This window comes from Embleya scabrispora, assembly GCF_002024165.1.
GTDB classification, from domain to species: Bacteria; Actinomycetota; Actinomycetes; order Streptomycetales; family Streptomycetaceae; genus Embleya; species Embleya scabrispora_A.
The window spans coordinates 2,715,476-2,734,658 of record NZ_MWQN01000001.1; the positions used below are offsets into that span (position 1 = coordinate 2,715,476).

At 71.4% G+C, this 19,183-nt stretch carries 22 protein-coding genes; 6 read left to right on the top strand and 16 right to left on the bottom strand.

What is annotated here, in order from left to right; translation table 11 throughout:
- Positions 1-23: 23 nt before the first annotated feature.
- The 3 genes from add to B4N89_RS11920 form a co-directional block, all read right to left on the bottom strand.
- Positions 24-1,040 carry an adenosine deaminase gene (gene add, locus B4N89_RS11910; RefSeq protein ID WP_201260830.1) on the bottom strand — a complete coding sequence of 339 codons (1,017 nt, stop codon included), beginning with the start codon at positions 1,038-1,040 and terminating at the stop codon, positions 24-26.
- A gap of 113 nt (positions 1,041-1,153) precedes the next feature.
- Entirely contained in the window at positions 1,154-1,438 is a 285-nt protein-coding gene (locus B4N89_RS11915; RefSeq protein ID WP_078975833.1) for a hypothetical protein, read from the bottom strand.
- Between the two features lie 159 nt (positions 1,439-1,597).
- Entirely contained in the window at positions 1,598-1,990 is a 393-nt protein-coding gene (locus B4N89_RS11920; RefSeq protein WP_143657928.1) for a hypothetical protein, read from the bottom strand.
- Between the two features lie 130 nt (positions 1,991-2,120).
- On the opposite strand from B4N89_RS11920, the gene B4N89_RS11925 reads away from it, so the two are divergent.
- Positions 2,121-2,930 carry a helix-turn-helix domain-containing protein gene (locus B4N89_RS11925; protein ID WP_078975835.1) on the top strand — a complete coding sequence of 270 codons (810 nt, stop codon included), beginning with the start codon at positions 2,121-2,123 and terminating at the stop codon, positions 2,928-2,930.
- Positions 2,927-3,121: a DUF397 domain-containing protein gene (locus tag B4N89_RS11930; protein WP_078975836.1), complete on the top strand. Its 195-nt coding sequence runs from the start codon at positions 2,927-2,929 to the stop codon at positions 3,119-3,121. The genes B4N89_RS11925 and B4N89_RS11930 overlap by 4 nt, the downstream gene beginning before the upstream one ends.
- 53 nt (positions 3,122-3,174) lie before the next feature.
- Here the strand turns inward: B4N89_RS11930 and B4N89_RS11935 are convergent, their stop codons facing one another.
- The 6 genes from B4N89_RS11935 to B4N89_RS11955 form a co-directional block, all read right to left on the bottom strand.
- Positions 3,175-4,485 (bottom strand): geranylgeranyl reductase family protein, encoded by a 1,311-nt coding sequence (locus B4N89_RS11935; protein ID WP_078975837.1) that lies wholly within the window; start codon positions 4,483-4,485, stop codon positions 3,175-3,177.
- A gap of 124 nt (positions 4,486-4,609) precedes the next feature.
- Positions 4,610-5,311 (bottom strand): demethylmenaquinone methyltransferase, encoded by a 702-nt coding sequence (locus B4N89_RS11940; protein ID WP_078975838.1) that lies wholly within the window; start codon positions 5,309-5,311, stop codon positions 4,610-4,612.
- Positions 5,312-5,425: 114 nt separating this feature from the next.
- Positions 5,426-5,602, bottom strand: coding sequence for a hypothetical protein (locus tag B4N89_RS49745; RefSeq protein ID WP_161500699.1), 177 nt, complete (start codon positions 5,600-5,602; stop codon positions 5,426-5,428).
- Between the two features lie 147 nt (positions 5,603-5,749).
- Positions 5,750-6,994, bottom strand: a complete 1,245-nt coding sequence (locus B4N89_RS11945) for an amidohydrolase family protein (protein ID WP_078975839.1) — start codon at positions 6,992-6,994, stop codon at positions 5,750-5,752.
- Between the two features lie 23 nt (positions 6,995-7,017).
- Positions 7,018-8,208, bottom strand: a complete 1,191-nt coding sequence (mqnC, locus tag B4N89_RS11950; RefSeq protein ID WP_078975840.1) for a cyclic dehypoxanthinyl futalosine synthase — start codon at positions 8,206-8,208, stop codon at positions 7,018-7,020.
- A gap of 70 nt (positions 8,209-8,278) precedes the next feature.
- Positions 8,279-9,163 (bottom strand): menaquinone biosynthetic enzyme MqnA/MqnD family protein, encoded by an 885-nt coding sequence (locus tag B4N89_RS11955; protein ID WP_078975841.1) that lies wholly within the window; start codon positions 9,161-9,163, stop codon positions 8,279-8,281.
- A gap of 176 nt (positions 9,164-9,339) precedes the next feature.
- On the opposite strand from B4N89_RS11955, the gene B4N89_RS11960 reads away from it, so the two are divergent.
- Entirely contained in the window at positions 9,340-10,398 is a 1,059-nt protein-coding gene (locus tag B4N89_RS11960; protein ID WP_078975842.1) for a hypothetical protein, read from the top strand.
- 91 nt (positions 10,399-10,489) lie between these two features.
- Here B4N89_RS11960 and B4N89_RS11965 read toward each other — a convergent pair whose 3' ends face one another.
- Positions 10,490-10,993, bottom strand: coding sequence for an Asp23/Gls24 family envelope stress response protein (locus B4N89_RS11965; RefSeq protein WP_078975843.1), 504 nt, complete (start codon positions 10,991-10,993; stop codon positions 10,490-10,492).
- Between the two features lie 328 nt (positions 10,994-11,321).
- On the opposite strand from B4N89_RS11965, the gene B4N89_RS11970 reads away from it, so the two are divergent.
- A complete protein-coding gene (locus B4N89_RS11970) occupies positions 11,322-12,092 on the top strand; it encodes an SDR family NAD(P)-dependent oxidoreductase (RefSeq protein WP_078975844.1) in 771 nt (256 codons plus the stop codon).
- 134 nt (positions 12,093-12,226) lie between these two features.
- Here the strand turns inward: B4N89_RS11970 and B4N89_RS11975 are convergent, their stop codons facing one another.
- From B4N89_RS11975 to B4N89_RS11995, 6 genes are all read right to left on the bottom strand, one after another.
- Positions 12,227-12,469, bottom strand: a complete 243-nt coding sequence (locus B4N89_RS11975; RefSeq protein ID WP_078975845.1) for a chaplin — start codon at positions 12,467-12,469, stop codon at positions 12,227-12,229.
- Between the two features lie 338 nt (positions 12,470-12,807).
- On the bottom strand, positions 12,808-13,128 hold the full coding sequence (locus B4N89_RS11980) for a hypothetical protein (RefSeq protein WP_078975846.1): 321 nt from the start codon (positions 13,126-13,128) through the stop codon (positions 12,808-12,810).
- A gap of 82 nt (positions 13,129-13,210) precedes the next feature.
- Positions 13,211-13,333, bottom strand: coding sequence for a hypothetical protein (locus tag B4N89_RS52575; RefSeq protein ID WP_268812492.1), 123 nt, complete (start codon positions 13,331-13,333; stop codon positions 13,211-13,213).
- 10 nt (positions 13,334-13,343) lie between these two features.
- Positions 13,344-13,994 carry a helix-turn-helix domain-containing protein gene (locus tag B4N89_RS11985; protein WP_078975847.1) on the bottom strand — a complete coding sequence of 217 codons (651 nt, stop codon included), beginning with the start codon at positions 13,992-13,994 and terminating at the stop codon, positions 13,344-13,346.
- Positions 13,995-14,147: 153 nt separating this feature from the next.
- Positions 14,148-14,717: a GNAT family N-acetyltransferase gene (locus tag B4N89_RS52580; protein WP_143657929.1), complete on the bottom strand. Its 570-nt coding sequence runs from the start codon at positions 14,715-14,717 to the stop codon at positions 14,148-14,150.
- Positions 14,718-14,870: 153 nt separating this feature from the next.
- On the bottom strand, positions 14,871-16,247 hold the full coding sequence (locus B4N89_RS11995) for a cystathionine beta-synthase (RefSeq protein ID WP_078975849.1): 1,377 nt from the start codon (positions 16,245-16,247) through the stop codon (positions 14,871-14,873).
- A 324-nt stretch (positions 16,248-16,571) separates the two neighbouring features.
- Between B4N89_RS11995 and B4N89_RS12000 the strand changes: the two genes are divergently transcribed.
- Positions 16,572-17,693, top strand: coding sequence for an SGNH/GDSL hydrolase family protein (locus tag B4N89_RS12000; RefSeq protein ID WP_078975850.1), 1,122 nt, complete (start codon positions 16,572-16,574; stop codon positions 17,691-17,693).
- 157 nt (positions 17,694-17,850) lie between these two features.
- Positions 17,851-19,071, top strand: coding sequence for an acetyl-CoA C-acetyltransferase (locus B4N89_RS12005; RefSeq protein WP_078975851.1), 1,221 nt, complete (start codon positions 17,851-17,853; stop codon positions 19,069-19,071).
- Positions 19,072-19,183 lie beyond the last annotated feature (112 nt).

Consider the following 19,183-nt stretch of genomic DNA (forward strand, 5'->3'; position numbering starts at 1 on the left):
GGGAGTTCGGCCCATTTCCGGACTCAGCCCGCCGCCGCCACCCACGCGTCCACTTCGGCGATGTACGCGTCCTTGACGTCCTCCGGCAACCACGCGATGGCGAACGCGTTGTATTCGAACCGGGCCACCTCCGCCTCGGTCAGGCCGAGGTCCGCCTGGGTGCGCTCCAGGTTCTCCTGTACGTACGCGTCCATGTAGGCCGGGTCGTCGGAGTTGATCGTGACCAGGATGCCCTCGTCCAGCATCCGCCGGATCTCCGCGCCCTTGATCCCGTCCACCACGAAGGAGTTCGACACCGGGCACACCGTCAGTCCGAGGCCGCGCTCCTTGATCGCGGCGACCAGCTTCGGGTCCTCCAGCGCGTTCGACCCGTGATCGATGCGGTCCACGCCGATGTCCTCGATGGCCTGCCGGATGTGCTCGACGCTGTTCTCCTGGTCGACGTCGCAGTGCATGGTCAATCGGTAGCCCTCGGCCCTCGCCCGCGCGTAGACGGCGGCGAACTTGGCCGGCGGGTTGCCCCGCTCGTCCGAATCCAGCCCGATCCCCACGATCCACTCGCGGTACGCCAGCGACTGCACGAGCGTGGCCATCGCGTACTCGGCCTGGAAGTCGCGCAGGAAGCACATGATCAACTGGGCCCGAATGCCCAGTTCGCGCCGCGCGTCGCCGATCGCCCGGGTGAGCCCGCGCACCACCACGTCGAACGGCACACCCCGGCCGGTGTGCGCCTGGGGGTCGAAGAACATCTCCACGTAACGCACGTTCTGCGAGGCGGCCTTGCGCAGGTAGGCCATCGCCAGGTCGTAGAAGTCCGGCTCGTGCAGCAGGACCCGCATGCCGTCGTAGTAGACGGTCAGGAAGGAGGCGAGGCTGTCGAACCGGTACGTCGCGCGCATCTCCTCGACCGAGGCGTAGGGCAGCTCGATCCCGTTGCGCTCGGCGAGCGCGAACTTCAGCTCGGGCTCCAACGTCCCCTCGATGTGCAGGTGCAACTCGCACTTCGGCAGCCCGCCGATGAAGTCCCGCATGTCCCGCATGAACCGACCCTCCGACTCGAACACCCACTCGCCCGACAACGCCAACCGTATGCCCCCGGCCGCGCCGGACCCCGCACCCGGCCGACCGCGTCGCCGGAACCCGACCGCCGGGGTCAGCGGCGGTAGCAGCCGTAGACGCGTGGGGCTCGGGCGCCGGGAGGGATCGGGAACGGGGCGGATTTGGCGGGTGGTGCTCCGTCGGTCGGGTACCAGACGGCGTCGTCCGGCTCCACGGCGGCGATGTCGGCGGTCCACGCGGGACGGGCCGGGTCGAAGGGCTGGACGCGCGCCCGGGCGGTGGTCGCGTCGATGTGCTCGATCACGCCGGGAGGGTGGGTGGGTCGCAGACGGGCGTCCCGGTGCTTGACCTTTTGGCCGATCTCGGCGGGTTCGGGCATGGCGGGTGTGCCTTTCCTGGGCGGGGTGGATGGGTGTCGCTTCGTGGCCGACCGGCACGGGGAGTGGTCCGTGCCGGTCGGCTTCGCCCCGTCACCTCGGGAGGCGGCGGGACGGCGGGGCCGCACCGCCGGCCAGGCCAGTGGGGGCGGTGCGGCCGATCAGGGGGTGGGCGGGCGCACGTCGTCGGGCGGCATGTGCCACGTGATCGGCCCGTCGCGGAACAGGTGTTGCGGCCTGGTCCGGCGAGGCTCGTCCACGAGGGGTTGGGCCGCCACGATCCGGCCGGGCCGAGCCACCTCCGGCTTCGCCGGTTCGGGCGCGGTGGGCATGGGCGAGCCGGCCTCGTCGTCCACCACTTCGAGGTGCGCGAGCGGGATGGTGTAGGTCGCCTGGGAGTTGGCGGTGAGCGCCACGACGTAGCCCCCGGCCACGCGGTAAAGCGTCCCCACATACCGACTCCGGGCATCCCGCACCCGCACCTCACCACCCGCCAAGCGCAGCCGCAACTCGGCTTCCGTAAGCGGTTGTTGTCTCGTCCGGGAGTTGGGCATGCCTCTCGCCTCTCGTTGCCGTGGGTGCAGATTCGGCCACTGACTGACAGCATTGGCCGGCGAGGCTAGGCTCCGAAGCAAAGAAGCGTGTCTGGTTGTTGGCAATGGCAGATGTCACCTGGCGGGCAACATGAGCACAGCAGTCGATCTTGATCCCACCGACTCGGTACTGAAGTTCTTCGCGGCCGAATTGCGACGGCTTCGAGGCGCGATGAAACAAGCGGACCTGGCACGGAAAACGCATGTTGCCCGATCGACGCTCAACAAGTACGAAGCCGCAACGAGGGTGCCGAGCATGGATTTCGCTCACGCGGCCGACGAGGTGTTGCAAACCGGCGGCGCACTGACCCGCTTGTGGCCGCTCGTGATCAAGTACGCATACCCGGCTTGGTTCCGGCCGTTCGTTGAACTGGAGGCCGCAGCGCGGATCATCCGCTCATACGAAAACCAAGTCATCCCTGGGTTGCTTCAGACGGAGCCTTACGCTCGTGCACTGTTGGCAGGGGGACGGCACGACAATCTGGATGATCTCGTAACGCTGCGGCTCGAACGGCAACGGCTTCTCGAACGTGAGGATCGTCCCCGGCTCACCGCGCTCGTCGACGAACAGGCCCTGCGGAAGAACATCGGCGGGGGCAAGGTCATGCGCGCGCAACTCGAACACCTAGTCAAGTCCGCCGCCGCGACGCGAACGATTGTTTTGATCGTGCCGAGCAGCGTCTCGAACCGCCCGCCCTACCAACCGTTCACCCGCCTTGCGTTCGAACCAGGGACGCAGGATGTTTTGTATGTCGACGGGTTTCATCAGGGGCAACTACTCGCCGACGCGGCTGCCCTTGAGGCTGCTGAATCGGCTTATGATCTGCTGATGGCCGCCGCCCTGTCGCCCGATGCGTCACGGGATCTGATCGCGTCTGTTTCGAAGGAACTCATCCAATGACTTCTGCCTCCCTGGCCGCCGCGATATGGCGCAAGAGCACCTACAGCTCCGAGAACGGCGGGAACTGTGTCGAAGTGGTGGACGGCTTCCCGGGCGTCGTCCCCGTCCGCGACTCCAAGGACCCCGGCGTCGGTCACCTGATCATCGGCGCGGCCTCGTGGACCGCGCTCACCGCCTCGTTGCGCGCCTGAGTGCAACGGTGAGCCCCGCCGGCCCGATCTCGGGCCGGCGGGGCCTCGCGCGGTTACGCCGCCGGGGCGATCCTGGCCATGCCGTTGATGATGCGGTCCATCGCGTCGCCGCCCCTGGGGTCGGTCAGGTTGGCCAGCATCTTCAGGACGAACTTCATCAGCATCGGGTGCGGCAAACCGTGCTTGGTGGCGAAGTTCATCACCCTCGGGTCGCCGATCAGCTTCACGAAGACCCGGCCGAGCGTGTAGTAGCCGCCGTACGTCTGCTTGAGGATGCGCGGGTAGTCGTGCAGCGCGCGCTCGCGGCCCTCCGGGGTGAGGCGGGCCACCGCCTGGGTGATCACCTGGGCCGCGATCTCGCCGGACTCCATCGCGTACGCGATGCCCTCGCCGTTGAACGGGTTGACCATCCCGCCCGCGTCGCCGACCAGCAACAGGCCCTTGGTGTAGTGCGGTTGGCGGTTGAAGCCCATCGGCAGCGCCGCGCCGCGGATCGGGCCCTGCTGGTTCTCGTCGGTGTAGCCCCAGTCCTCGGGCATGCCGGAGACCCAGCCCTTGAGCAGGTCGCGGTAGTCGATGTCCTTGAACGCCGCCGAGGTGTTGAGCAGGCCCAGGCCCACGTTCGAGGTGCCGTCGCCCATGCCGAACACCCAGCCGTAGCCGGGCAGCAGCTTCTCCTGGCCGTCGCGGCGGTCCCACAGCTCCAGCCACGACTCGAGGTAGTCGTCGTCGCTGCGCGGGGAGGTGAAGTAGGTGCGGACCGCGACGCCCATCGGGCGGTCCTCGCGGCGGTGCAGGCCCATCGCGAGGGAGAGACGGGTCGAGTTGCCGTCGGCGGCGACCACGATCGGCGCGCGGAAGGCGGTCTCCTCCTTCGAGCCGTTCATCCGCGCGTTGACGCCGACGATGCGGCCGGTGCGCTCGTCCAGGATCGGGCCGGTGACGTTGGCGCGCTCGTACAGCTTCGCGCCCGCGGCCGCCGCCTGGCGGGCCAGGATCTCGTCGAAGTCGGCCCGCTTGCGGACCAGTCCGTGTGCCGGGAAGCTGGCCAGGTCCGGCCAGTCCAGTTCGAGCCGCATGCCGCCGCCGAGGATGCGCAGCCCCTTGTTGGGCAGCCACCCGGCCTCGACCGAGGTGTCCACGCCCATCGCGATCAACTGCTTGACCGCGCGCGGGGTGAGCCCGTCGCCGCAGACCTTCTCCCGCGGAAACGCGGTCTTCTCCAGCAGGATCACGCTCACGCCGGACTTGGCCAGGTGATACGCCGTGGTCGATCCGGCCGGACCGGCCCCGACCACGATGACGTCGGCCTCATGCGTCGAGTCGGCGCGCTTGGTGGTTGTGACGGGCGCTGCGTCGGTCACGGACGACTCCCCTGGAAGTCTCTGCGGCAGTGCCGAAACCGGGACGGTTCCGGCCGGACAAGTCTATGAGCAGCGGGCGCAAGGCGAACCGTGGCCACTCCCCGGGCACCGGACCGGCCCGTGGTCATCCGGTGGTCGGACGAAAGCCCCGGTGCAGCGCGACCACGCCGCCGGTGAGGTTGCGCCAGGCCGCCCGCTCCCAGCCGGCGCGGCGTACGATCGCGGCCAGTCCGGCCTGGTCGGGCCAGGCGCGGATCGACTCGGCCAGGTAGACGTACGCGTCCGGGTTGCTGCTCACGGCGGTGGCCACCGACGGCAGCGCGCGCATCAGGTACTCCACGTAGACCGTCTCGAACGGAGCCCACGTGGGCCGGCTGAACTCGCAGACCACCAGGCGCCCACCCGGCCGGGTCACCCGCAACATCTCGCGCAGCGCGCCCTCGGTGTCGTTGACGTTGCGCAGCCCGAAGGAGATGGTCACCGCGTCGAACGTGGCGTCCCGGAACGGAAGCCGCGTCGCGTCGCCCGCGGTGAACGGCAATTCGGGGTGTCGGCGCTTGCCCTCGCGCAGCATGCCCACGGAGAAGTCGCACGGAACCACGTCCGCGCCCGCGTCCCGGAAGGGCAGCGAGGAGGTGCCGGTGCCGGCCGCCAGGTCGAGTACGCGCTCACCCGGGCGCGCGTCCACGGCCCGCGCGACGGCTTTGCGCCAGGACCGGTCCTGGCCCATCGACAGCACGGTGTTGGTCAGGTCGTAGCGCGCCGCGACCGCGTCGAACATCGACGCGACTTCACGCGGTTGTTTGTCCAGGGAGGCTCGGGTCACCCGGCCATCATCTCGCGGCCGGGACCGTGCCCGGGTCCTGGGGGCGGGCAACGCACCGGGCGGGTCGCGTGGAGCGTGCGACCCGCCCGGTGGCCTCGTTTCGGCGGCCGGTGCTCAACGGCGCCCGGCGCGGCCGCCGGCCCGGCGCCTGCCGACCTTGACCCCGCCGCCGAGCCGGCCGATGCGTACGCCGACACCGACGCCGCCGCCGCGCCCGCGACCGGTGCGGCGGCGCCTGCGATTCGGGGTCACGGCATGGACGATGGATCGGATCCGAGTACCAACGGACATGGTGTGCCTCCTCGTTCCGCACGGGCGGCGCCCGCGTCGGAAGTGGTCGGGAAACCCTGTCTTGTCGACCGGGCGCCTGCCCCCGGTTCGGCCGGCCATGCCTGTTCGGACCCCGTACGATCCCGCGCCACCGCCCTCGGGCCGCCGTCAGCGGCGGTGCACGAGCCGGCCGCCGAGCACGGTGGCCACGCACGAGCCGGCGCCGTGGGCGAGCAGGGCCGCGTACGGGTCGCCTTCGGTCGGCACGTCGAACACCGCGAGGTCGGCGAGGCCGCCCGGGCGCAGCGTGCCCGTCCCGTCCAGGCCGCCCATCGCCGCCGCGCCGCCGACCGTGACCGCCTCGACCAGGCGCCGGTCCAGGTCGTCGGCGCGGTATCCCTGCCGCCATGCGACCTCGCGGGCCGCCGCCGCCTCCTCCCACATGTCCAGGGACGGCGAGGAGGCCAGCGAGTCGGTACCCAGGGCCAGCGGCGAGCCCTCGGTCAGGTAGTCCGCCACCGGCGCCTCGCCCGCCGCCAGGATCGCGTTGGAGCGCACGCACAGGGCGACGGCCGTACCGTGCCCGCGCAGCAGCGCCCGGTCCTGCGCGTCCAGGTGCACGCCGTGCGCGACGTGCACGTCCGGGCCGAGCCCGGCGAAGCCGTCCAGGTAGGTCGCGGGGCTGCCGCCGCTGCCGCCGTCGAGCAGTTCCAGGGCCAGCCCCGTCGCGCGGCTCGCCTCGGCGAACCGGCCGGTGCCGTTCCGGACGAACTCCACCTCGTGCGCGGTCTCCGCCAGGTGCGGGTGCAGCCGCAGTCCGCGCTCGCGGGCGATCTTCACACACTCGGCGAACACGGCCGTCCCGACCGTGAAGGGGGTGTGCGGCGACACGCCCAACGCGCGCCCGCCGCTCGCCCCGCGCAGCGTGTCCACAAACGCCTCGCGGCGCCCGCCCGCCCACAACGCGTCGTCCGCGATCACCTCGACGTAGCTGATCCCGCGCAGCCCCGACCGGCCCACGGGCACCAACACACAGGGATCGGTGACCACGTCGGCCGCCGCCGTCGTCCCCGAACGCAACATGTGGTGCACCCCGCGGCGGGCACTCTCCTGCCACATCACCTCGGAGAAGTCGGCCCGCCGCTCGATCAGCACCCGGATCCACTCGGGGAACGCCAGCCCGGACAACGCGAGATCGCCGAAGTCGGTGTATTGGAGATGCGCGTGCGCGTTCACCAGACCCGGCGTGAGCACCCCGCGCCAGACCCGCTCCCGCGCCCCCTCCGCGACCAACTCGGCCCGCGGCCCCACCGCGACGACGCGCTCGTCCTCCACGAGCACGGCACCGTCACGAATGGGCTCCGCGTCGACCATCGACAAGACAACGGGCGCAACATGCAACGTCAACGACATGCGCCCATCCTGCCAAGCCGGGTTCAGCGCGCGTCGACGACCTTGAGTTCGGGGTGGGCGGTGCCGCCGGTCAGGGCCGTGGAGGACAGGTGGGAGACGACCTTGTCGTCGACCGGGTCGTTCGCCGGGTCGTCGTGCACGATCAGGTGGTTGTACGTGGTGTCGCGCTGCGCGGGGATGCGGCCGGCGGCGCGGATCAGGTGCAGCAGTTCCATCCGGTTCGAGCGGTGCTTGGCGCCGGCGGAGGAGACCACGTTCTCCTCCAGCATGACCGAGCCCAGGTCGTCCGCGCCGTAGTGCAGGGTCAGCTGGCCGGCCTCCTTGCCCGTGGTCAGCCACGAGCCCTGGATGTGCGCGACGTTGTGCAGGAACAGCCGGGCGACCGCGATCAGGCGCAGGTATTCGAGCAGGGTGGCCTGGGTGCGCCCCTTCAGGTGGTTGTTCTCCGGCTGGTAGGTGTACGGGATGAAGGCCCGGAAGCCGCCGGTGCGGTCCTGCACGTCGCGGATCATCCGCAGGTGCTCGATCCGCTCGGCGTTGGTCTCGCCGGTGCCCATCAGCATCGTCGAGGTGGACTCGACGCCCAGGCCGTGCGCGGTCTCCATGATCTCCAGCCAGCGCTCGCCCGACTCCTTGAGCGGGGCGATGGCGGTGCGCGGACGCTCCGGGAGCAGTTCGGCGCCGGCGCCCGCGAACGAGTCCAGCCCCGCCGCGTGGATCCGCGAGATGGCCTCCTCGATGCCCACCCCGGACACCTTGGCCATGTGCGCGACCTCGGACGCGCCGAGCGAGTGGATCACCAGCTGCGGGAACGCGGCCTTGATCGCGGCGAACGAGCGCTCGTAGTACTCGACGCCGAAGTCGGGGTGGTGCCCGCCCTGGAACATGATCTGGGTGCCGCCGAGTTCGACCGTCTCCGCGCACCGGCGCAGGATGTCGTCGATCTCCCGGACCCAGCCCTTCTCGCTCTTGGGCGGGGCGTAGAAGGCGCAGAACTTGCACGCGGTGACGCACACGTTCGTGTAGTTGATGTTGCGCTCGATGATGTACGTCGCGATGTCGACGGTGTCCGCGTAGCGCTTGCGGCGGGCCGCGTCGGCGGCGCGACCCAGCGCGTGCAGCGGCGCGTGGACGTACAGCGCGAGTGCCTCTTCGGGCGTGATCCGCCCACCGTCGGCGGCCCGGTCCAGGACCGGCTGGAGATCGCTGATCACGGGGAAGCCTCCGCATGGAACGAATACGAGTGGAACGACTGCGACTCGCGAACGAGCCTATCCGGCGCGCTCACGAAGCCTGCGGGGCGTCGAGCAGCCGCACCCGGACGTCGGCCGGATACCCGGTGTCGTGCGAGGTACGGCGGGCGAACTCGGCGATCCCGGCCAGGTGGCGCGCGCCCAGCGAGTAGTCGAGCGCCTCGGTGTAGTAGCGCTCCAGCGTGGCCGCGTCGAACGCCTCCCACCGGGCCACGTGCTCGCAGACCTTGTCCACCTCGCGCATGCACAGGTCGCGCGACTCCAGGAAGGCCCGGTGCACCTCGCGCACCTCGGCGGGATGCGCGGCCAGGAAGTCGCGGCGCGCGGCCCACACCGCGAAGACGAACGGCAGCCCGGTCCACTGCTTCCACTCCTCGGCCAGGTCGTAGACCTTCAGGCCCAGGCGCGGCGCGTCGTAGAGCGTCGCCCGCAACGCGACGTCGCCGATCACCACGGCGGCGTCCGCCTCCTGCATCATCAGGCCCAGGTCGGGCGCCGAGGTGAAGAACTTCGGCCGTACGCCGTACCTCTCCTCCAGCAGCAGCCGGGCCAGCCGGACCCCCGTGCGGCTCTGCGAGCCGAGGGCGACCCGGGAGCCGTCCAATTCCTCGATCGGCACCTGGCTGATCAGCATGACCGACATCACGGGCCCGTCGGCGGCCACCGCGATGTCCGGCAGCACCACGAGGTCCTCCGCGTGCCGCAGGAATTCGACGACGCTGATCGGCGCGATGTCGAGGTCGCCGCGCACCAGGGCGTCGTTGAGGTTGTCCGGAGTGTCCTTGGTGAGCTCCAGATCCACCAGCGTGCCCGTGCGTGCCAGGCCCCAGTAGATGGGCAGGCAGTTGAGGTACTGGATATGGCCCACCCGGGGTCGCCGGCGGCCGGCTTGCGGTGCGTTGTCCACACTGTCCATCCCCGCAGGCTATGCCCGGCTCCGCGGATCCCCGGTATCGACCCGGCCGGCATCCGCGGTGTCACCGAACAGGCACAAGACCGGATATGCGGCAGTGGCAGCGGGAAGTGGGTGAGACCCTTCCGGGACCGGGCCGAACCGCACGGCGGTCCGCCGACTACGACGGAGGAAGCGCGATGCACTCGTCCCCGGGCTCGTATCCGGGCCAGGGTGGCGGCTACCCGCCCCCGCCCCCGCCCTACGCGGCCACACCCGCCCCGCCGCCGTACGACCCGGGTGGCGGGTACCGTCCCGGCGGCCCGGGCGCGCCCGGCGGCGGGCACGGCGCGCCGCCGCGACCGCAGCCCGCCCGACCCGCGTTCGGCGCGCTGCGCGGCACCGTCGCCGGGATCAGCCTGGTGCTGGCCGTGCTGTTGTCGATCCCGGCCCTGTCGGCGCTGTGGTTGCGCTGGGAGGTGGTCTCCGACCAGGGGTTCACGGACAACGCGGTCGAGCTGATCGACGAGTCGGCGATCCGCAGCGAGGTCGCGCGGCTGATGACCGACGAGGTGATCCGGCAACTGCCGCCCGGAGTCCGGAACCAGGTGCCGCGCCAGGTGGTGCAGACGGCGGTGACCGAGGAGATCGCCAAGCCGACGTTCAAGGCGATCTGGAAGGACGGCGTGGCCACGGCGCACGACGTGGTGTTGTCCTCGCTCCTGGGCCGGGACAGCAAGAACGTGCAGACCAACGGCGACGAGGTCGTGGTCAACCTGAAGAGCCCGGTCGACGCGATCGTGGGCCAGTTGAACAAGGCCGGAATCCCGGTCTCCAAGGCGGGCCTGCCGACCAGCATCCCGATCGACCTCGCGCAACTGCCGCACGCCTCCGACGCGAAGCAGGGTCGGGACGCGCTCCAGGCGGTGGACGACGCGGGCCGGTGGTTGCCGATCTTGGCCCTGGTACTCCTGGTGCTCGGCCTGGCGGTCGCGGTCAACCGGTTCCGCGCGCTGGTGATGACCGGCGTCGGGCTGTTCCTCACCAGCGGCCTGCTGTTGATCCTGGTCAACGCCGCGAGCGGTCCGGTCGCCGACGAGCTGGCCGCCCGCAACACGCTGAACCGGGACGGCATCGAGGCCGTCTACGGGGTGTTCACCGACTCGCTGGACACGATGTCCTGGTCGGTGTTGGCGGCCTCGCTCGTGATGATCGTGGTGGGCGCCGTCGGGCTGGGCATGCGCGGTCGGCGGCGCTGACCGGTCCGCGCGGGTCCGCCGACCGATCCGCGTCGACGAGCGAGGGCGGGACCGGGGCGATCCCCGGTCCCGCCCTCGCGGCGTTCCCGGCTCAGGCCAGGTTGCGCGTGGAGCCCTCGTCCTCGTCCTGTTCGATGTGGATGTCGTCCACGGAGATGTCCACCTCGACCACCTCCAGGCCGGTCATCCGCTCGATCGACTCGATCACGTGGTCGCGCACAGCCGCGGCGACCTCGGCGATCGGCGCGCCGTATTCGACGACCAGGCTCAGGTCGACCGCGCACTGCTTCTCGCCGACCTCGACGCTGACTCCGCGCGCGACGTCGGGACGACCGCCCGGGACCGCCTTGCGCATCGCGGCGAACGCCCGGGAGACCCCGCTGCCCAGCGCGTACACCCCCGGGATCTCGCGCGCCGCGAGGCCGGCGACCTTGGCCACCACGCCGTCCGCGATCGAGGTGCGGCCGCGGTCGGTGGCCAGCGCGGTCACCTCCGTCATGTGCGAGGCGCTGGACCCTCCGGTCGACGAGCGCTCGACGCGCTCCGGGCTCGTGCCGCTCCTGGTCGCCGGGCGGGTGGGTACGTCGTCTGCCATGACTGGACCTCGTCTTTCGCCGCGTTCGTGAAGGTGGGGCTCCCCTCACACAGGTGTGACCCCTTCCCGGTCGGTTCCTCACGCAATCCGGGCGAATTAATCCGATCGGCCCCGACCGGGCGGCACGCGGGCCCGGATCGGCCACCCGGCGGGCGGTCCCGCCATGGTCCGGCCGCGCTCCGGCGGCCGCCTATCGGCGGCCCGTCGTTCCTGTCGAGCGACAGGAACATGTTTCATTTCACTCCCGGCCAACCGTTCAGGAGGCTTGCTCCCGCATGGGGAACCGCCTGTGATGGGACCCCTGCACCCCGGCCAAGGAGGAAACACTGTGGAGCGGTTCCAGGATCGGCGCATCATCGTCACCGGTGGCGGCTCGGGCATCGGCCAGGCCACGGTGCTGCGACTGCTGAGCGAGGCGGGTTCCGTACACGCGGTCGACGTCAACGCCGACGGGCTGGACAAGACCCGCGCGATGGCGGCGGAGAAGGGCCTCGACGCCCGGCTGACCACCGGCGTGCTGGACGTGTCGGACGAGGCCGCGGTCGGCACCGGCGTGGCCGAGACCGTCGAGCGGTTCGGCGGCCTGGACGTGCTCGTCAACGCCGCGGGCATCCTGCGGGCGGGGCACACCCACACCTTCCCGCTGGACAAGTGGAACCAGATCATCACGATCAACCTGACCGGCACGTTCCTGATGACCCGCGCCGCACTGCCCGCGCTGCTCGAAACCGGCAACGGTGTGGTGATCAACTTCAGCTCGACCTCGGCGAGCTTCGCGCATCCCTACATGGCGGCCTACGCGGCCAGCAAGGGCGCGATCGACGCGTTCACCCACGCGATCGCCCTGGAGTACAGCCGCCAGGGGCTGCGCGCGGTCAACGTCGCGCCCGGCAGCATCTCCAGCGGCATCGTCGACGACACCCCGAACCAGGTTCCGGAGGACGCCGACTGGGAGCTGTTCGGCAAGCTGATGCCGATCATCGGCGACGGCATGGCCCACCCGGACGTGATCGCCGGCATGATCGCCGCGCTCGCCTCCGACGACGGCAAGTTCGTCACCGGCACGTCGCTGCGCATCGACGGCGGCACACACGCCTGAGCGGGATCCCGGTCCCGGATGCCGGGCGGGTCGACCGCGACCCGCCCGGCATCCGGAAGCGGCCCGGAAACGCCAGAGGGCGCCGTCCCGGGACCGGTTGCCCCGTACAGCGCCCACCGCGATGGTGCGAAACGTCAGCCGGCGTTGACGCAGACGTTGCCGAACGCCGGGTTCACCAGGCCGACGACGTTGATGCTGTTGCCGCACAGGTTGACCGGGACGTGCACCGGAACCTGGATGTTGTTGCCCGAGACGACACCCGGGGAGTTGACGGCGGCACCGTCCGCGTCCGAGCTGGCGCTGGCGCCACCGATGCCCGCGGCGAGGATGCCACCGGCGGCGACGGTGATGAAGGCCGCCTTCTTGACCGTGTTCATTCTTCCTCCATGTCACAGTGCCGCACGAACGGATGCGGCACGTGGGACAACGAAGCCCACGCCGATGGGCAACGCCCGGCCGGCCGGTTCGCCGCCGATTCACCCCTACGTGGAGGCCCGCTTGGGCCGTACGCCGGTGCCGGGCGCCGGCGCACCACCCGCCCGACGGGGCGCGCGCGATCGAGCGGCAACGAACCGCGCCCCGCGAAGCCGGGGCTTTGCGGGGCGCGGGGGACGGACGGACTCGGTGCGCGGGTCGGGGTGCGCGGGTCGGGGTGCGTGGGAGTCGGAGGCCGGGCCGAGGCAGCCGGGACGGAACGGGTGGGTCCCGGGGCGCGTCAGGCGTCCTCGTCGTCCTCGTCGTCGTCCTCGGGCAGGTATTCGGCGCCCTCGGACTGCCAGCCGGCCTCGCTCAGTTCGGTACCGGCGATCTCCTCGACCAGGCTGAACGGGTCGATCAGGTACGAGACGGACTCGGCCAGGTCGCTCTCGATCGCGGCCATGGCGTCGGCCCGGTCGCCGGACGACAGTTCTTCGTCGGCCTTGACGCTGTCCAACGCGGCGGCGCGCAGCGCGTCCGCGTCGGTGACCTCGAGCACGATTTCGAGGTTCAGCCGGATGTAGCGGGTCGTGGACTCGGAGGAAGTCGGGTTTTCCATGGGCGCGAGCCTACGGGCCCGCGGCCGACCCCCGGCGTGCTGACGCGCCGCGCACTCCCGCGCCGCCACGTCGCCCGCGCGCTCAGCGGTGGCCGTACGTCACGGCGGTGAACATCAGCGCCCCGAAGACCACGGAGAATCCGAGGATGTAGATCGCGATCCGGATCCACATCCCGGTCGCCCGGCTCTTCTCGCTCTCCATCACGGCGAACTCCTCATATGTGGGCGGGAAGGCACGGCGAGAACGCGACCAGCGCGGGCGCCGCGTGGACCATCAGGAACTCGACGGGCAGGTACGCGTCGGCCGATTCCATGCGGTGCGCGAGGCCCGAGTCGAAGTGCGCCACGTCGCCGGGCGCGAGCAGGTGGGTCGCCCCGTCCAGGGTCAGCCGGAGCTGCCCGCTCAGGACGTACAGCCACTCCTCGCCCGGATGCACCCGGCCGGGCCCGTCAGCCCGCCCCGCCGGCACCCGTACCCGCAGCGCCTGCATGCCGCGTCGCGGACTGCCCACGCGCCAGTAGGTCCAGCCGTGCGCCTCGACCGGCTCGGCCGATCGGGCGCGGACCACGGGCTCGCTCGCCGCGGCGTCCTCGCCGAGGAGTTCGGAGACGGTGGTGTTGTACACCCGGGCCAGGGTGAGCAGCGCGGGCAACGACGGTTGCCGGCGCTCGTGTTCGAGCCGGGAGAGGTAGGCGACGGAGAGCCTGGTCAGCCGGGCGGCCTCGTCGAGCTTGAAGCCGTTCGCCAGCCGGGCCGCGCGCAGTCGATCACCGAGCCCGGTCGGCACCGCCTCGGCCTCGGCGGATTCCGGGCCGGCGGGTTCCGGGTCGGGATCACCAGTGTCGTAACTTGGAGGAGCGACCATGCTTCGAGACTAGGCAGGCGTGGACCGGAGAGGCAATTAACTTGCCTCAGAGGCAAACGGGCAGGTCCGCGACCACTCTTCGTGCCGCCCCTCGTGCCGCCTCTCGGGCGTCATCCCCCCGGAACGCCACCCCGACTGCGTATGCCAGCCCGCCTACGCGCACCGTCCCGTCGAGAGCGCCCCCGCCGGCAGCTCCGCCTCCACCAGCACCACGCCGTCCTCGTAGCCGCACCGGCCGACCAGCCCGGCCCGCTCGAACAACGCGAGCATCCGCCGGTTCCACGGCAGTACGTGCGCCCGCACCCCCATCGCCCCACGCGCCGCCGCGTGCTCCGCCAGCGAGCGCAGCAGCGTCGTACCGAGACCGTGCCGCTGCCACCCGTCCTCGACCAGGAGCGCCACCTCCCCCATCCGCTCCCCCTCGGGGTGGAACAGCGTGGCCAGCGCGCCGATCGCCCCGTCGGGGCCGACCGCCACCAGGCTCAGCCCGTCGGCCGGCACGAGCAGCCGACCCAGGGCACTCTCCGGCAATCGCGGCGTCGAGGTGAAGTAGCGCAATCGCCGGGTCTCCGGCGAGCACCGCTCGTGCATCGCGCGGACCTCGGCGGCGTCCTCGATCCGGGCCGTGCGCACCCGTACCCGCGCGGGCCACTCGCCCACGCCGGCCCCGCCCACCATGGTGAGCCTGGCCCGACCCCGCACCGCCGCAGTCGTCGTCTCCATCACCGCACCGCCTTTCGCCACCGGAGCGGTCCTCGCGATCCGTCCCCGTCGAACCCCCACGGTGTCGAGACGGTGTTACGCGTCGACTACGTGAACGTGTCCTCGGTGAACCGATCCGATGACGTCGTGCCCCGGTGGCGAAACGCGGGCGACTCAGCCCGCCAGGTGGCCGAGCAGGTCCTGCCGGGTGACCACGCCCTGCGGCTTGCCGTGCACGAGCACCAGCGCCGCGTCGGCCTGCTCCAGCACCCGCGCCAGCCGTGCGATCGGCTCGCCGGAGCCGATCACCGGCATCGGCGGCGACATGAACTTCTCCAGCGGGTCGCCCGCCGACGCCCGGCCGGCCACCAGCGCGTCCAGCAGGTCGCGCTCGGCGATCGAGCCGACCACCTCGGCGGCCATCACGTCGGGGTGCCCGGCTCCGGGCTTGACCACCGGCATCTGGCTGACCCCGAACTCGCGCAGGATCGCGATGGAGTCGCCGACCGTTTCCTCCGGGTGCACGTGCACCAGCGCCGGCAGGTCGGCCTGCTTGCGGGCGAGGATGTCGGCCACGGTGGCCTCGCCCTGGTCCGCGTCCAGGAAGCCGTAGTCGGCCATCCACTCGTCGTTGAAGATCTTGCTCAGGTAGCCGCGCCCGGAGTCCGGCAGCAGCACCACGACCACGTCGTCGGGACCCAGCCGCTCGGCCGCGCGCAGCGCCGCGACCACGGCCATCCCGCACGAGCCGCCGACGAGCAGGCCCTCCTCGCGGGCGAGCCGACGGGTCATCAGGAACGAGTCCCGGTCGGACACCGCGATGATCTCGTCCGGCACCGCGTTGTCGTACGCGGTCGGCCAGAAGTCCTCCCCCACACCCTCGACCAGGTACGGCCGGCCGCTGCCGCCGGAGTACACCGAGCCCTCGGGGTCGGCGCCGACCACCCGCACGCCGCCGTTGGAGACCTCCTTGAGGAACCGTCCCGTCCCGGAGATGGTGCCGCCGGTGCCGACGCCCGCCACGAAGCAGGTGATTCGGCCGTCGGTCTGCTCCCACAACTCGGGGCCGGTGGAGAGGTAGTGCGACTGCGGGTTCTCCGGGTTGGAGTACTGGTCCGGCTTCCACGCGCCGGGCGTCTCGCGCACCAGCCGGTCCGAGACGTTGTAGTACGAGTCGGGGTGCTCGGGGTCGACGGCGGTCGGGCAGACCACCACCTCGGCCCCGTACGCCCGCATCACGTTGATCTTGTCCATGCTGACCTTGTCCGGGCAGACGAACACACACTTGTATCCGCGCCGCTGCGCGACCATGGCGAGCCCGACGCCGGTGTTGCCGGAGGTGGGCTCGACGATCACGCCGCCGGGACGCAGCGCGCCCGACTGCTCGGCCGCGTCGATCATCCGCACGGCGATGCGGTCCTTCACCGAACCGCCGGGGTTGAAGTATTCGACCTTCGCCAGCACCGTCGCCGACAACCCCGCGGTGACGGAGTTGAGCTTGACGAGGGGGGTGTCCCCGATCAGGTCGAGCATGGATTCGTGGTACCGCACGGAACCTCCGCCATGAGTGCGCATCAGCCGGGGCCGGATGGCCCGAAATCCTCACATTGCGCGAACTTCTCCCAGCCTAGTGGCCCCTTTCCGGCTCCAGGGCGGATGGCGGCGTCGACCCTCGCGCGCTCCGCGGCGGGCAGCCGCACGGGCACCCGTGCCGTTCGGCGTCGGGCGTCCGCGCGGACCCGATCCAACGCGCCCGCGCCGGCGCGCCGTCCGGTACCCGCCGACGAACCTGACGGTCGGTTAGGGTCGGCGTGGAGTCCGTGACGGGGAGGAGACCGAGGCCTTGGACACGACGGCAGGCCGCGGAGCACGGCGATGATGCGTACCCGGATGGCCCGCCGGGTCGCCGCCGCCGCGGCGTTCGGCGGCGGCGGTGTGGGCGTGCTGACCGGGGCGATGTTCGCGGTGTTGTACACGGAGGCCAAGATGGCCCGCCGCACGGTGGGCGAGCCCGACGGCGAACCGCCGACCGCGGACGGTGTGTACGGCGAGTACGGGGACCAGTCCGACGAGCCGATCGTCTTCGCCGTGATCGGCGACTCCACCGCCGCCGGCCTCGGCGTCGAGGACCCGATGCAGACTCCCGGCGCGCTGCTCGCCTCCGGCCTGGCCGCGGTCGCCGAACAGCCGGTGCGGCTGGTCAACGTCGCACTGTCCGGCGCCCAGTCCTCGGACCTGGAGCGCCAGGTCACGCTCGCCCTGCGGCACGAACTCGACGTGGCGATGATCATGATCGGCGCCAACGACGTCACCCACCGGATGCGCCCCGCCGAGTCGGTGCGCCACCTCGAACAGGCCACCCGTCGACTGATCGCCTCCGGGGTCGAGGTGGTCGTGGCCACCTGCCCCGACCTGGGCACGATCGAGCCCATCGCGCAGCCGCTGCGCTACCTGGCCCGGCAGTGGAGCCGCAATCTGGCCGCCGCGCAGACCATCGCGGTGGTCGAGGCGGGCGGGCGTACCGTCTCGCTCGGCGCGCTGCTCGGGCCGGAGTTCCTGGCCCGCCCCAAGGCGATGTTCGGCCCGGACCGCTTCCACCCCTCGATCGAGGGCTACGCCACCGCCGCGATGGCCTCGCTGCCGTCGTTGTGCGCCGCGCTCGACCTGTGGCCGCTGGACGAGGTGCGCCCGGACAGCTTCCGCGGCGAGGGTGTGCTGCCCATCGCGCAGGCCGCGATCGAGGCCGCGGCCGAGGGCGGCACCGAGGTGGCCGGCACCGACGTGGGCGGTCGCGAACGCGGCCCGCGCGGGCGCTGGGCGCTGCTTCGCCACCGTCGGCGGCAGCAGATCCCGACCCCCGCCACGATGGACCCGGAGGGCCCTTCCGAGGCCGCCGAGGGGCCCGGGACGGACGGCGGGAAGCCCGGGGCGGACGGCGGTTCGGGTCTGTCGGGCCCATTCGAGGACGTCCGGGGTAATGTGGCGGAAGAAATCTGACTGGCCGTCAGTTCGGGCGTGGGACAGGTCGCACGATCCGCCCCTCCCGTTTTCGGCTACCAGGCAGTAACTTCAAGCGTCAGTTGCGCATCCGTACCGACGAGAGTCCTCGCGGGGTCCTCGTACCGACGGCCGCGAAGACCACATAGGAGTCCCGATGCCCGAAGCAGTCATCGTCGCCACCGCCCGTTCCCCGATCGGCCGCGCCTTCAAGGGTTCGCTGAAGGACCTGCGGGCGGACGACCTGACCGCCCTGATGGTCCGCGCCGCCCTGGACAAGGTCCCGGCGCTGGACCCGAAGGACATCGACGACCTGATGCTGGGCTGCGGCCTGCCGGGCGGCGAGCAGGGCTTCAACATGGGCCGCAACGTCGCGGTCCTGCTCGGCTACGACCACCTGCCCGGGACCACGATCACCCGCTACTGCTCCTCCTCGCTGCAGACCACCCGGATGGCGATGCACGCGATCCGGGCGGGCGAGGGCGACGCGTACATCTCCGCCGGCGTCGAGATGGTCACCAGCACCCGGGGCAAGGGCAGCAGCGACTCGATCCCGGACACCAAGAACCCGCTGTTCGCCGACGCCGCGGCCCGCACCGCCGCCGCGGTCGAAGAGGGCTCGACCTGGTCCGACCCGCGCGAGGCCGGCCTGCTCCCCGACGTCTACATCGGGATGGGCTTCACCGCGGAGAACCTGGCCCAGCACAAGGGCGTCTCGCGCGCGGAGCAGGACGAGTTCGCGGTGCGCTCGCAGAACCGCACCGAGAAGGCGATCGCCGACGGCTTCTGGGCCGAGGACATCACCCCGGTCACCCTGGCCGACGGCACCGTGGTGAGCAAGGACGACGGCCCGCGCGCGGGCACCACGCTCGAAGGCGTCTCCGGCCTCAAGCCGGTCTTCCGCCCCGACGGCACGATCACCGCCGGCAACGCGTGCCCGCTCAACGACGGCGCCGCCGCCGTGATCGTGATGTCGGACACCAAGGCCCGCGAACTGGGCCTGACCCCGCTCGCCCGGATCGTCTCCACCGCCGTGTCCGGCCTGTCGCCCGAGATCATGGGCTACGGCCCGGTCGAGGCCTCGCGGATCGCGATGGCCCGCGCCGGCCTGACCACGGCCGACATCGACCTGGTCGAGATCAACGAGGCGTTCGCCGCGCAGGTCATCCCGTCCTACCGGGACCTCGGCTTCGACCTGGACAAGGTGAACGTCAACGGCGGCGCGATCGCGATCGGCCACCCGTTCGGCATGACCGGCGCGCGGATCACCAGCACGCTGATCAACTCGCTGCGGTGGCACGACAAGCAGTGGGGCCTGGAGACCATGTGCGTCGGCGGCGGCATGGGTATGGCCATGGTGCTGGAGCGCATGAGCTGACCCGCACGAACCGCGTCGGTCGAGCCGACGAGCCGCGCGGCCGGTCCGGGACACCCGGGCCGGCCGCGCGGGGGCGACGCGCCCGCCGAGCCGGCCCCGCCGCGTGGGTCCG